Source organism: Vibrio splendidus, assembly GCF_003345295.1.
Classification (GTDB): Bacteria; Pseudomonadota; Gammaproteobacteria; order Enterobacterales; family Vibrionaceae; genus Vibrio; species Vibrio splendidus_K.
Map to the genome: position 1 here is coordinate 522435 of NZ_CP031055.1, position 12926 is coordinate 535360.

Below are 12926 nucleotides of genomic sequence, written 5' to 3' on the forward strand. Positions count from 1 at the left end.
CCAGTTAACTGGTGCGTTTTTGATGGCGCTCTCTGTTCTCCAGCTTTTTCTCGTTACTCTTTCTGAGCATAACGTAGACTGCGCCAGTACCACCATGAAATTGCTGAGCAGAGTGAACACATTGAACGTCGTTAATTTGCGTGAGCCAATTCGCCACGTAGCTTTTCATCATTGCTGGTGGGTTCGAGCGCTCACCTTTACCGTGAACAATGATAACGGTGCGAACATCCATTCTTAAACACTGACGTAAAAATGAGAGTACTTCGTTACGAGCATCTTTCAGTGTTTTCCTATGAAGGTCGAGTTTGGCCTGAATAGGGTATTTGCCTAAGCGCAGCTTTTTGTATACGCCTTCTTGTACACCATCTTTCTTGTAAGCAATGACGTCGTCTGGCTTGATCATTGGTGAGTAGTCTAATGATAAGTAGTCTTTCTCGTCGTCAGGCAGCCACATAGCGGCTTCACGCTTAGCAAGGTGAGATTCTGTGACTCGGTGTACTTTCTGGTGTTCGGCGGTGTCATGGTCGATACGTTTAACATCGCCCATCATTTCTTGGAATAGATCTAAGTCGTCATCATGAGACATAGTGTGTATCTCAAGTTGGAGAAGGATAGGGTGAGTATACCTAAGTTGAGGCCGGGTTTAAAAATGAAAAAACCGGAGAAGAAAATAAGTCTGCTCCGGTGCAAAGCGTTTTTACATCCACCCAAAGAAAATGATACTTAAAAGTAGATGACTTAGGCTGAGCGATTCTAGTGAGGAGATTTTTCAGTCATAACTTTGTAGATGAAGAAGCCTCCATAGAACATCATGAGACCCAGAGCCCCGAATATTACTATCATTGAAGATAGCCCCACTGCATTACCAAATAGGAGTTCTAGCCAAAAGTCCATGTGTATACCTCAAAGTTATATGACATGGCTCAGTGTATTAAGTAGCGTTATCAATTCACTGATCTGGATCAATCCTGTTTCATAAGTTAAATACTTGTTGGTGAGTGTGTGTTTTTCGTCACATTAGCCGTTGGGTTGTACGTCTTTTGTTCGAACGATTCGATATTGTAAAAAAGAGTGAAAAAAGCTCTTGCGCATAAATTCAGAATCCGTATTATACGCTTCATCGACAGGCAATCAGCCAGTTAGATATCTCGGTGAATAGCGCAGCTTGGTAGCGCATCTGGTTTGGGACCAGAGGGTCGGGGGTTCGAATCCCTCTTCACCGACCACATTAAGAAAAAGGCTTCTCAGAAATGAGAAGCCTTTTTTGCATTTTGGTATGTGCGTCATTCCCTAGAGTGGCGAAGGAGCGAGTCGGGAATCTCTTGTTGTTCTAAACATCCCGCATAGAGAAAAGGATTGACTCAATAAGCCCGTCCCAAATCTGTTTACTTCACATCACAAGTAATGTTCTTGATTGGTGTCTCTGAGGTAACAAAGCAAACATACGCTTCAACAGGATTATTTGGACCAATTCGAATGTAACCTGCCTGTACTTCATCTTCGTTAAAGGTCACCGAGTGAGAGTTACCTGTCTTGCCATCGTAAAAGCTTGCTTCAAAATTACCATTCATTTGGCTTGCGATACGGTTGCGTGTCGTAGACGTCGTGAACGTAATGTTCGCGCATCGCATGGGTGGCTTCTCAGTAATCAAAAACTGTCCGCTTTCTTTATCTAGCACGCCGCCTTTTGTATCTGGCTGAATGTCGATGGCTTGAAACTGTTCTATGGTACAAGTTTCTTTGGCAGACGCTGCCGTGGGCATCAGGATCGCGAGGGCTAAAGGTAAAGCGAAGAGTACTGGTTTCATGAGAACAACACCGTGTATAAAAAGAGCGAAAGATAATAGCACCGTTATGGTGCTATTAAATGTAATGATTCTGTTATTAGGTAATGGTTATATTATGAGAAGGTCATGGTATCGAATTTAGTTAGTTGCCGTCACTAACCTCAAATTGACACTGAGCCTGTTGGCTTTGTGATTGTTGAGTGACATTAAAACCTTTCTCTTTTAACAACTGCAAAAGGTTACCTTCGCCAACTAGGTGCAAGGCGCCAACCACGATCAAATAATTCCCATTTGAATCGAGTTTCCAATCATTGGCGGATAGCTTGTTTGCCCAGTCGATATTGCGATCAGTTAAGAATGCTTTCTCGAGTTCAAGCGACATCTCAGACAGCTCTGCGAAGGCTTCAAGCTTCGCTAAATCACCCGCTTTCCAGCTTTCAATTAGGCAATGAACCACACGATCAGTTTGGTCAAATTCCTCAAGGCTACTGACTAACCATTCCTTACCGTCATCCTTTTGTTTTGTCATCAGGTCTATTTGGAATTGTAGTGGCTCTAAACTGATAACCGGAACATCTTGGATAGTCGCTTTGTAAGCTAGCGTCGCATCAACGCCGCCGGCGGAGCCATAACCAAGGTTTTTTAGCTGCTGCATCTGTATGGAGAGAGAAGTCGCCCAAGGCGGTGAGCTGAGCAGTTGTTGCGTCGGCATCTCCAACGATTTTGATATGTCGGTTAATAATTGCAGTTGTTCTTCATTGAGCACATCGGCTGTGGTGAGTTTGTTGTGAGGATATACAACGCCATCAGACTTTCTGATATCCGTTTCGATAACTAACCCATCACTGTTTTTTAGCGCATCGGTGATCGCTGAAGGAAGTGGGTACATACTCTCGTCTCCAACGTGCACGGAACCTAAGATAGTGAGTGTCAGTTCATCCTTTTTTGCTTGCCAATAAAGGGGCTCGGCGACCGCTTGCCTAGCTGAAAAAGCGAGAACGAATAAAGTCATGTAGAAGAATGGGCGCAAAGGGATCTCCTTTAGGAAGTCTTAAACTCGTTAAAATCGATTTTGACGGTGTTTTTTAACGGTTTTTTTTGAGAACGATGTCACGTTGTTTGTACGAAAAGTATAACAACACCAACAAACTCTTAAACCTTTCTCAGTAACAACGACACGATTTTATGAAATCCTTTCAAAAGATTGTGATTCAATTCTCAAATATTACGTCGAAATAAAAATGACGGAACTGTCGATGTCGGTAACTTTATGATTTTAATCAGGTTAATTTTATCAATATTTTTTAGATTTGAAGTCGATCACTTTATTAACTTGATTTAATTCACGGCGAAAAATAAGGCCATATAGTTTATCTAACTTTAGAAGCGCTCCACTTTGCTTCTGACTCGATTTTTAAATTTATGGGTGAATACGATGTTGAAAAGAAACTTACTATCTGTCGCGGTATTAGCTGGTTTATCGGGTTGTGCCGTAACGCAAGCACCTGAGCAACAGGTTGTTAATGCACTGGCTGATAACCTTGATGTGCAATATGAAATTCTAACCAATCACGGTGCGAATGAAGGTATGGCTTGTCAGGAGTTAGGTGCTGAATGGGCGTCATGTAACAAAGTGAACATGACCCTGACCAATGACGGTGAAGCGATTGACTCGAAAGATTGGACTATCTATTTCCACAGTATTCGCCTTATTTTAGATGTTGATAACGAACAATTTAAAATCACTCGTGTAACGGGTGACCTACACAAACTAGAGCCTACAGATAAGTTCGATGGTTTTGCCGCTGGTGAAGAAGTGATTCTTCCGTTGACGAGTGAATATTGGCAACTGTTTGAAACCGACTTTATGCCGGGTGCATTCGTAACCGCGCCAAACGCAGAACCTAAGATGATTGCTTCATTGAATACTGAAGATGTCGCGTCGTTTGTGACCGGTTTGGAAGGAAACAACCTTAAGCGCACTCCTGATGACAACAATGTCATGGCAACCGCGGTTACTCGCTTTGAAAAGAATTCTGATCTAGCAACACAAGATGTATCAACAACTCTACTACCAACACCGATGTCGGTAGAAGCAGGCGAAGGTTCAGTGAGCATTGCTGGTGGTATTGCACTACCGAAAGAGGCATTTGATGCTGAGCAGTTCGCTGCAATTGAAGAACGTGCAGATGTGGTAAACGTAGATGTGAGTGGCGACCTACCTGTTAGTGTTGCTGTTGTTCCTACTCATTTTACGGGTGATTTGGCGAAATCTGGCGCTTATGAACTAAGCATCTCGGAAGAGGGGATTGCGATTAAAGCGTTTGATAAAACAGGTGCTTTCTACGCAGTTCAGTCTATTTTTGGCCTAATAGACAGTCAGAACGCTGAATCATTACCACAACTGTCGATCCAAGATGCGCCACGTTTCGATTACCGTGGTGTGATGGTGGATGTTGCTCGAAACTTCCACTCAAAAGATGCCATCCTAGCAACGCTAGATCAAATGGCGGCCTACAAGATGAATAAACTTCATCTTCACTTAACAGATGATGAAGGCTGGCGTTTAGAAATCCCAGGTTTACCAGAGTTAACGGATGTAGGGTCTAATCGTTGTTTTGATTTGGAAGAGCAAAGCTGTTTACTGCCTCAGCTAGGTTCAGGTCCAACAACAGACAACTTTGGCTCTGGTTTCTTTAGTAAAGCGGATTACGTCGAGATCTTAAGCTACGCAAAAGCGCGCAGCATCGAAGTAATCCCAGAAATTGATATGCCAGCACACGCTCGTTCTGCTGTGGTATCAATGGAAGCGCGTTACACTCGCCTAATAGCGGAAGGTAAAGAAGCGGAAGCGAACGAATACCGCTTGATGGATCCACAAGATACATCGAACGTAACCACGGTTCAGTTCTACGATAAGCAAAGTTTCATTAACCCATGTATGGAATCTTCAACTCATTTTGTCGATAAAGTGATCTCTGAAGTGGCGGCAATGCACCAAGAAGCGGGCGTTCCACTAACGACTTGGCACTTTGGCGGCGATGAAGCGAAAAACATCAAGTTAGGTGCTGGCTTACAAGATGTTAATGCAGAAGATAAAGTGGCATGGAAAGGTAACATTGACTTGGCTAAGCAAGACAAGCCATTCCAACAATCTCCACAGTGTCAGTCTTTGATCGCTGATGGTACTGTGAGCGATTTCGGTCACCTGCCAAGTCACTTTGCAGAGCAGGTATCTAAGATTGTTGCTGATAAAGGTATTCCACACTTCCAAGCATGGCAAGATGGCCTGAAATACAGCGAAGGCGAGGAAGCATTTGCAACAGAAAGTACGCGCGTTAACTTCTGGGACGTTCTTTACTGGGGCGGCACTTCATCTGTATACGACTGGTCAGCAAAAGGTTATGACGTGATTGTTTCTAACCCAGACTATGTGTACATGGATATGCCATACGAAGTCGATGCTGCAGAGCGCGGTTACTACTGGGCAACTCGTGCAACCGATACTCGTAAGATGTTTGGCTTCGCACCAGAAAACATGCCACAAAATGCAGAAACATCACTAGACCGTGACGGCAATGGCTTCAGTGGTAAAGGTGAAATTGAAGCGAAACCTTTCTATGGTTTGTCGGCGCAACTTTGGTCTGAAACAGTACGTACTGATGAGCAATATGAATACATGGTATTCCCTCGCGTTCTTGCTGCAGCAGAAAGAGCATGGCACAGAGCGGATTGGGAAAACGACTATAAAGTGGGCGTTGAATATTCTCAAGAATCAAACCTAGTGAATAAGCAGGATTTAAACAGCGACTTTAATCGCTTCGCGAATATTGTTGGTCAACGTGAACTGGCGAAACTTGAGAAAGCAGGTATTGATTACCGACTACCAGTACCGGGCGCTCAGGTTGTTGATGGTAAGCTAGCGATGAACGTACAATTCCCAGGTGTAGAGCTGCAATACTCTGCTGATGGTGAAAACTGGCTGACTTATGATGAGCAGCAACGTCCTTCGGTTTCAAGCGAAACGTACATCCGATCTATCTCTGAAAGTGGCGAGAGAGTAAGCCGAGTTACTTCGGTTAAATAATCGATAAGCAACATTAACAAAAGGGCTCTCTAGCTATTATCTTACTTAGATAAAAAGCGGGAGCTCTTTTTGTTTAAGGCGAGTTAAGTCTTTCTCTTAAACTGAAACATATAGAAACCGTCTTTGTTTATATCGTCAACAATGCACATAAGGTGAGTTTCGTCGCAAAAGTGACGGGCTTCTCATTATTCTCTTCAAAAAATAAGTCCCCTATAAAAAACTCTAAATCAGATGTGATTGAACTAACCGAATCTAATTTTGCGTCGTAAAATAATGTGATCTTGATCTGTACATTTTTGCGTCTTGAGTTTTTTATCAATTTTTATGTTTTTAAGTGACTGATTTTAATCTGTTAAATAACTTGTTCTTTTTTGATAGTGAGAGAGATCACTCTGCCCACTCTTTTATTTTGAAACGCAAATTAATTCGAGCAACATAGATTTCATGCCAGGGAGGCAACCAACTACTCAAGCGGTGAAGGTGAATGATGTACCGAAGATGTGCCGCTGAAAAAATCAAACTAAGGCAGTTTACTATGAAAAAAATTATCGCTCTAAGTGCTCTTTCTCTTGCTTTCGCTTCTAGTGCTTTCGCTGGTTCTTCTTACGTAACAGGTAACATTCAAATTCACGATGACGGCCGTATCCACGGTTCTGATATGACTTCTACGCTAGAAGCTGGTCACACGTTTGACAACTCTCTAGGCGGCTTCACGGTTTACTCTGAGTTTGATGGCATCCAACTGGGCAAACTTGAATCTGAAAATGGCGGTGCAGGTAATACTACTCCTGGTATCACTGTCGGTGGTGAGCAATCTTTCAACATTACAGACAAGTTATGGGTTGCTGCTGGTTACCAACACCTATTCTCTGCGGGTGAGAGCATTCAGTTCCGTCCATTAGTTAAGATCGGCTACAACTTCGATAACGGTATCTCTATTAGCAACCGTACTCGTGCACACATCGATGATACTTCTGCTAATGCTGACACAGACTACCGCATGGATAACCGCATTGCTTACACAGTGAATGCAGACCTAGCGCTTAGCTACAACAACGTATACATGATTGATGCAGAAGCTATGGACCATGAGTTACGTGCGACATGGACTCGTCAAGGTGTTCAACCTTACTTTGAGTTCCGTAGCCAAGCTAACGGTGTAGATTTCGCAAACGGCGACTCTAAGCAGAACAACGCATTCGTATTCGGTGCTTCTTACGGCTTCTAAGCCGATTCACTTGGCTATTTAGTCGATTCGATTATTAGCCAAGTGAGCTTATTCGTTCATTAGTTTTTTTGTTAAATAGCGTCTTCGCTAACTAGCGACGAAAACATAGCAGTACTAACAGCCCGGTTGGTACCGCTACAAGATTTGCTTTACTGTCCAAAAGCAAAGAGCCTAGCAAGTAAACCACAGTCTTGGGTTTACCTAATGCTAGGCTCTATTTTCATGGCTTTTTAATTATTGCTTTGTGTCCGTCTCTTTACGTTCTAATTACCATTGTAATGACGGTATTCAAACACCTGACCTTTCTCGTTAAACGCGTACACAGAATACTCGTCTTTCTTATCGCCATGCTCCATGCCCGGAGAGCCCATTGGCATGCCAGGAACAGCCAAGCCAATCGCATTACGTGGTGGGTTTTCTAAAAAGGCTTTCACGTCTTCTGCTGGAATGTGCCCTTCAAATACGTAGCCGTCGATCTCTGCCGTGTGGCAAGAAGCAAGCTCTGGCGTTACACCTAGCTTTTGTTTGATTGGATTCATGTCATCGTGGAGCTTCTCTGTGACATCGAACCCGGCATCTTGCATATGTTCAGTCCATGCTGTGCAGCAGCCGCAGTATGGTGATTTGTGGTTTAGAACATCAGTAGCTAAAGCTTGTCCTGAAATAGCAGCGAGTGCAGTAAGAGTCATAACTTTACGAATCATGGTGAACCTCATGAATATGATTTTTGTTGATATTAGAATGAGTGGGCTTGAACAGTCTCAGCCTGTTGGCATTGCTTACTACCGTAATTGACGACATTGCCATCGCAGCGCCTGCAACGACAGGGCTTAGCAAAAATCCAAAGAATGGGTAGAGCACACCAGCCGCGATCGGAATACCAAGCGAGTTATAGATAAAGGCACCAAATAGGTTTTGCTTCATGTTTCTAACTGTAGCTTGGGATAGCTCGATCGCGTTGCTAACTGATAATGGCGATGAGTTGAGTAGTGTCATTTGCGCACTCTCGATTGCGACATCGCTGCCGTTGCCCATTGCTATACCTATATCCGCCTGAGCCAGTGCTGGCGCGTCGTTAATACCATCTCCAACCATGGCAACGCTCTTATATTGTTGTTGAAGCTGAACAATATGTTGAGCTTTCTGCTCTGGAAGTACTTCCGAGATAACCTCGTCGATACCGACACTTTTACCTATCGCTTGAGCAACAGAATCGTTGTCGCCTGTTAATAGCACGGTGTGAATTCCGGCGGATTTTAGTTGAGCAATGGCTTGTTTGCTATCTATTTTTAATGCGTCTGAAATACCAAATATGCCTTCCAGTTTTTGACCGATTACAACGAAGATGGGTGTCCATGCCTGTGAGCGGCAAAGCTCAATAAAGTCCGCGCCAATTTCAGTCTCAATGCCAAGTTGAGTGAGGTACTTAAGTGAGCCGACTTGAACGTTCTTGCCGTTAATTATTGCTTGTACTCCTAACCCTCGTTGGTTTTCGAATTCGCTATGGGGTAGCGCCGAAACTTGTAAGCTTTCTGCATATTGGCAGACGGCTTTCGCTAGGGGGTGTTCTGACCCTACCTCTACCGAATAGGCGTAAGCCAGCAGTTCTTGTTCTGGTAAATCGCCATAAAAGGCTTGCTGAACGGTTGGCTTACCTTGGGTCAGGGTGCCTGTTTTATCAAACACGACGGCATCGATTTTACTGGCAGATTGCAACACATCAGCATCTTTGATCAAGACGCCAAACTCTGCTGCTTTGCCAACGCCGACAGTAATTGAGAGCGGCGTTGCTAGGCCCAAGGCACATGGACAGGCGATGATCAGTACAGTGGTTGATACCACGAGCATGTAACTTGCACTAGGTTGCGGGCCAACAAGAAACCAAACTAGGGCGGCAATGGCTGCGATCGCGACTACAACAGGTACGAACACGGCCGAGATAGAATCAGCAAGCTTAGCTATCGCAGGTTTGCTGCTTTGTGCTTGGCGAACCATCTGAATGATTCGAGCCAGCATGGTGCTTGAGCCAATCCCAGTTGCTTCAATGATTAAGCTGCCATCACCATTAATGGTTCCTGCTGAAACACCATCATTAATCGATTTAACGTTGGGAAGCGGTTCGCCAGTCAGCATCGATTCATCGATATAAGATTCGCCAGATACCACGACACCATCAACCGGCACTTTCTCACCGGGTTTTACTCGTACTTGCATGCCGACCTGAATCGCTTCTACGGCGATGGTTTGTTCTTTACCATCGACGATAACTACCGCTTTTTGAGGTTGTAAGTTAATCAGTGCCTGTAAAGATTTGGTGGTGCGTGCTTTGGCTTTGGCTTCAATGTAGTGTCCTAAAGAGATAAGGCCGATAATCATTGCACTTGCTTCAAAATAGACATGACGTGATGGTTCTGGGAACCATGATGGAATCAGTACAACCAGCATTGAATAGAACCACGCTGCACCCGTGCCCAAAGCGACCAAGGTATCCATGGTCGCACGCTTATGCATGAGAGACTGCCAAGCATTCGTGAAGAAGCTGCGTCCCGAGGTCGCAAGCAGTATCAAACAGACCACACCAACCAATCCCCAAGCCAATTGATCGTTAAATGTAACAATGGTCATGCTGCCACCGAACAGACCCCACGCCATCAGCGGAGCTCCGATAACCAGCGCGCTTACTGAATTCTTTAGGAAAACTTTTTGGGTACGAAGTTGTTGTTCTTGCTGTTTTTGTTGTTGAGTCGCCGCGTCATCAACGAACTCCGCACCATAACCTGCGGTTTTTACCGATTCTATGAGAGCGTTCTCGATGACGTCACGTGTTTTAGACGTGAAGACCAAGGCTGTCTGTTCAGCGAGGTTGATCTGAGCTTGGTCGACGAACTCATTCTTTTTCAACGCTTTCTCTACCGAAGAAACGCAACTCGCACACGTCATTCCCTCAAGAACAAGGTGATAGGTATATTGGCTAGCTGCAGGTTTAGCTTGTGTCGGTTCTACGGGCGCTGGTTTTTTATCTTCTTTTGAATCTGAACTCGATAAAAGGTCATTAGCTTCAGAGTAGGGAGTCGCGTGATAACCCACGCTTTCGATCAGCGCAATAACCTCTGATTCTGCAAGCAAAGTAACCAAGGACAATTCATGTTTGCTGACTTCTAGGTCTGAGATTTGCTCGGTCTGCTCAAGTGCTTGAGTCAGTTTGCTCACGCACTTGCCACAGCTGAGCCCCGATAATGATAGATGCAGCGAATTACCCATGGAATAACTAAGGGTCGCTAACTGTTCGTTGAGTTCAAAGTAGCTAAAAGGAGTCGAAATGTCGATGTACGTCGGCGATATGTCGTTGATCGTCGTGTTATCGAAATCACCAAACAGGGTGCGGACTTTCTTCGCGCAACCCATGCAATTTAGGCCGTTGAGTGCGGTAGTGTAATGGTTCATATCGATACTCCAATTCTCATCTACACCCAACATAAACCTTACCGTAAGGGTAAGGTCAAACATAAATTTAAAAAATTGATCTTAGTGGAATATGAATGGGTGGGTTACGTTGGTGAAATAAGCGTGAGTTAAAGAAAAGCGTGGCTATAATTTATTGGCTCAGGCTATAGATTTGCTACATCGAAGCTGAATTTAGCCTTTCTACACTCGCTTTCGTACAACAACAGCGCATTAATCATTCACTACTGATTGTAGATTTAAGCGGTGGTGATAAAATAGCGCCCAAAATTTAGTGATATTTGTCTATTACAGACTTTGTAATAGACCCCACTAAAAGAATCACCTACATAATCAAGGTATTTAAATGACGGTTAAAACTCGTTTTGCTCCTAGCCCAACTGGCTATCTTCACGTTGGTGGTGCACGTACTGCACTTTACTCTTGGCTATTCGCTAAGAACCAAGGTGGTGAATTCGTTCTACGTATCGAAGACACGGACCTTGAGCGTAACTCTCAAGAAGCGGTTGATGCAATTCTAGAAGGCATGCAATGGATGGGTATGGAATGGGATGAAGGTCCTTACTACCAATCTAAGCGTTTTGACCGTTACAACGAAATGGTTGATAAGCTACTTGCTGAAGACAAAGCATTCAAATGCTACGCGTCTAAAGAACTGCTTGATGAGATTCGTGCAGTACAAGAAGAAAACAAAGAAATGGCTCGTTACGATGCTAACCACCCTAAAATTGTTGCAGCAAACGAAGCAGCAAAAGAAGGTGATGCATGCGTTATCCGTTTCCGTAACCCTAAAGAAGGCAGTGTAGTATTTGATGACCAAATCCGTGGTCGCATTGAAATCTCTAACAGCCAACTTGATGACCTAATCATTCGTCGTACAGACGGTGCTCCAACTTACAACTTCGTGGTTGTAGTGGATGACTGGGATATGGGTATTACACACGTTGTTCGCGGTGAAGACCACATCAACAACACACCTCGTCAAATCAACATCTACGAAGCACTAGGCGCGCCAGTTCCAACTTTCGCTCACTGTGCAATGATTCTTGGTGATGACGGTGCGAAACTTTCTAAGCGTCACGGCGCTGTTTCTGTAATGCAATACCGCGATGAAGGTTACCTACCAAATGCACTGAATAACTACCTAGTTCGTTTAGGTTGGTCTCACGGTGACCAAGAGATCTTCTCTCAAGAAGAGATGATTGAGTTCTTCAGCCTTAAAGCAATCAGTAAGTCTGCATCTGCATTCAACACTGAAAAGCTGCTTTGGTTGAACAACCACTACATCAAGACTTCTGAGCCTGAGTACGTTGCAAAATACTTGCAATGGCACCTAGACGCACAGAAGCTCGATACAACAAACGGCCCAGCGATCACTGAAGTGATCAAGCTAGTTGGCGAGCGTTGTAACACGCTTATCGAACTTGCTGAGCAGTCTCGTTACTTCTACGAAGACTTCTCTGAGTTTGAAGCTGGCGCAGCGAAGAAGCACCTACGTGGTGTTGCTAAAGGCCCACTAGAGCTTGCTCTTGCTAAGGTTGAAGCACTTGAAGATTTCACTACTGCAAACATCAAAGATGGTGTGATTGCAGCAGTATGTGAAGAGCTAGAGATCGGCATGGGTAAAATCGGTATGCCACTTCGCGTAGCAGTAACAGGTGGCGGTCAGTCTCCTTCTGTTGATGCAGTAATGGAGCTTGTTGGTAAAGAGCGCGTAATCGCTCGTATCAAGATGGCTCTTGAGTTCATCGCTGAGCGTGAAGCTAACGCTTAATTGAGCGATTGCTAGATTCAAAAAAGGGTCAGCAACTTGGTTACTGACCCTTTTTATTTGTCTTGAGCTTCGTCGCTTAGAGCTTTGTCGATCCGAATTCTGCTGATCAGAACTGGATTCGTTATAGCTTGTCGTCAGCAATCATTTGGGTCGCTTGAGCCGCTGTTTTCTTATCGAACAAGATATCCATCATCGCTTTGATGCGTTCCATATCGTCGCCAAACTTTGATAAATTTCCGCTATTCGGTGCTTTAAACTCAACGTTGCCTATGCGTTGTTGATCTTGATAAGCTGAGATCTTAGCATCCGCCACAAAGGTTCTGAAATCCCAGCTCCAGCGAGAGACATAATCAAGCGTAATGTCCTCTGGATTATGTTCTGAACCGTCGGCAACTACTTTACATTTAACCTGATTATTCAGACACCAATCAAGCATAGAATCGAGGAAAATGCTGCGTGTTTTTACATCTTCCACGATCGTGATATTTTCGATGTTGTTTGCTTCAGGAAGTGCATTGCCCGAATACTTCGGAGCACTGCAACCTGCGAGTAAAAAGACAACAGCAAGAGCTAGCCAGTTTTTCATTA

The 12926-nt window shown here is 44.2% G+C and carries 10 protein-coding genes and 1 tRNA gene; 4 read left to right on the top strand and 7 right to left on the bottom strand.

Annotated features, from left to right (window positions below; genetic code table 11):
• Positions 1–4: 4 nt before the first annotated feature.
• Both smrA and DUN60_RS02305 read right to left on the bottom strand, forming a co-directional pair.
• Positions 5–586: a DNA endonuclease SmrA gene (gene smrA / locus DUN60_RS02300; protein ID WP_114633082.1), complete on the bottom strand. Its 582-nt coding sequence runs from the start codon at positions 584–586 to the stop codon at positions 5–7.
• A 167-nt stretch (positions 587–753) separates the two neighbouring features.
• Entirely contained in the window at positions 754–894 is a 141-nt protein-coding gene (locus DUN60_RS02305; protein WP_004736246.1) for a DUF3149 domain-containing protein, read from the bottom strand.
• A gap of 255 nt (positions 895–1149) precedes the next feature.
• Between DUN60_RS02305 and DUN60_RS02310 the strand changes: the two genes are divergently transcribed.
• Positions 1150–1226: transfer RNA gene (locus tag DUN60_RS02310), tRNA-Pro, on the top strand.
• Between the two features lie 159 nt (positions 1227–1385).
• On the opposite strand, the gene DUN60_RS02315 is transcribed toward DUN60_RS02310, so the two are convergent.
• Together DUN60_RS02315 and DUN60_RS02320 are read right to left on the bottom strand one after the other, a co-directional pair.
• A complete protein-coding gene (locus tag DUN60_RS02315) occupies positions 1386–1808 on the bottom strand; it encodes a hypothetical protein (RefSeq protein WP_102566920.1) in 423 nt (140 codons plus the stop codon).
• Positions 1809–1929: 121 nt separating this feature from the next.
• Positions 1930–2817: a TraB/GumN family protein gene (locus tag DUN60_RS02320; protein ID WP_114633083.1), complete on the bottom strand. Its 888-nt coding sequence runs from the start codon at positions 2815–2817 to the stop codon at positions 1930–1932.
• Positions 2818–3222: 405 nt separating this feature from the next.
• Here DUN60_RS02320 and DUN60_RS02325 point away from each other — a divergent pair, with 405 nt between their 5' ends.
• Positions 3223–5874, top strand: coding sequence for a beta-N-acetylhexosaminidase (locus DUN60_RS02325; RefSeq protein WP_114633084.1), 2652 nt, complete (start codon positions 3223–3225; stop codon positions 5872–5874).
• 535 nt (positions 5875–6409) lie between these two features.
• Positions 6410–7102: an oligogalacturonate-specific porin KdgM family protein gene (locus tag DUN60_RS02335; RefSeq protein ID WP_017076640.1), complete on the top strand. Its 693-nt coding sequence runs from the start codon at positions 6410–6412 to the stop codon at positions 7100–7102.
• A 263-nt stretch (positions 7103–7365) separates the two neighbouring features.
• On the opposite strand, the gene DUN60_RS02340 is transcribed toward DUN60_RS02335, so the two are convergent.
• Together DUN60_RS02340 and DUN60_RS02345 are read right to left on the bottom strand one after the other, a co-directional pair.
• A complete protein-coding gene (locus tag DUN60_RS02340; protein ID WP_102447590.1) occupies positions 7366–7806 on the bottom strand; it encodes a DUF411 domain-containing protein in 441 nt (146 codons plus the stop codon).
• A complete protein-coding gene (locus tag DUN60_RS02345) occupies positions 7796–10579 on the bottom strand; it encodes a heavy metal translocating P-type ATPase (protein WP_114633086.1) in 2784 nt (927 codons plus the stop codon). The genes DUN60_RS02340 and DUN60_RS02345 overlap by 11 nt, the downstream gene beginning before the upstream one ends.
• A 331-nt stretch (positions 10580–10910) precedes the next feature.
• Here DUN60_RS02345 and gltX point away from each other — a divergent pair, with 331 nt between their 5' ends.
• Positions 10911–12338, top strand: a complete 1428-nt coding sequence (gene gltX, locus DUN60_RS02350) for a glutamate--tRNA ligase (RefSeq protein ID WP_114633087.1) — start codon at positions 10911–10913, stop codon at positions 12336–12338.
• Between the two features lie 121 nt (positions 12339–12459).
• Here gltX and DUN60_RS02355 read toward each other — a convergent pair whose 3' ends face one another.
• Positions 12460–12924, bottom strand: a complete 465-nt coding sequence (locus DUN60_RS02355) for an Sbal_3080 family lipoprotein (RefSeq protein WP_114633088.1) — start codon at positions 12922–12924, stop codon at positions 12460–12462.
• Between the last annotated feature and the right edge of the window lie 2 nt (positions 12925–12926).

Excerpts from the sequence above, each read along its gene's own strand:
- DUN60_RS02305 (WP_004736246.1), bottom strand. The coding sequence starts at position 894 with ATGGACTTTTGGCTAGAACTCCTATTTGGTAATGCAGTGGGGCTATCT.
- DUN60_RS02340 (WP_102447590.1), bottom strand. The coding sequence starts at position 7,806 with ATGATTCGTAAAGTTATGACTCTTACTGCACTCGCTGCTATTTCAGGA.
- DUN60_RS02325 (WP_114633084.1), top strand. The coding sequence starts at position 3,223 with ATGTTGAAAAGAAACTTACTATCTGTCGCGGTATTAGCTGGTTTATCG.
- DUN60_RS02335 (WP_017076640.1), top strand. The coding sequence starts at position 6,410 with ATGAAAAAAATTATCGCTCTAAGTGCTCTTTCTCTTGCTTTCGCTTCT.
- DUN60_RS02315 (WP_102566920.1), bottom strand. The coding sequence starts at position 1,808 with ATGAAACCAGTACTCTTCGCTTTACCTTTAGCCCTCGCGATCCTGATG.
- DUN60_RS02355 (WP_114633088.1), bottom strand. The coding sequence starts at position 12,924 with ATGAAAAACTGGCTAGCTCTTGCTGTTGTCTTTTTACTCGCAGGTTGC.
- DUN60_RS02345 (WP_114633086.1), bottom strand. The coding sequence starts at position 10,579 with ATGTTGGGTGTAGATGAGAATTGGAGTATCGATATGAACCATTACACT.
- smrA (WP_114633082.1), bottom strand. The coding sequence starts at position 586 with ATGTCTCATGATGACGACTTAGATCTATTCCAAGAAATGATGGGCGAT.
- gltX (WP_114633087.1), top strand. The coding sequence starts at position 10,911 with ATGACGGTTAAAACTCGTTTTGCTCCTAGCCCAACTGGCTATCTTCAC.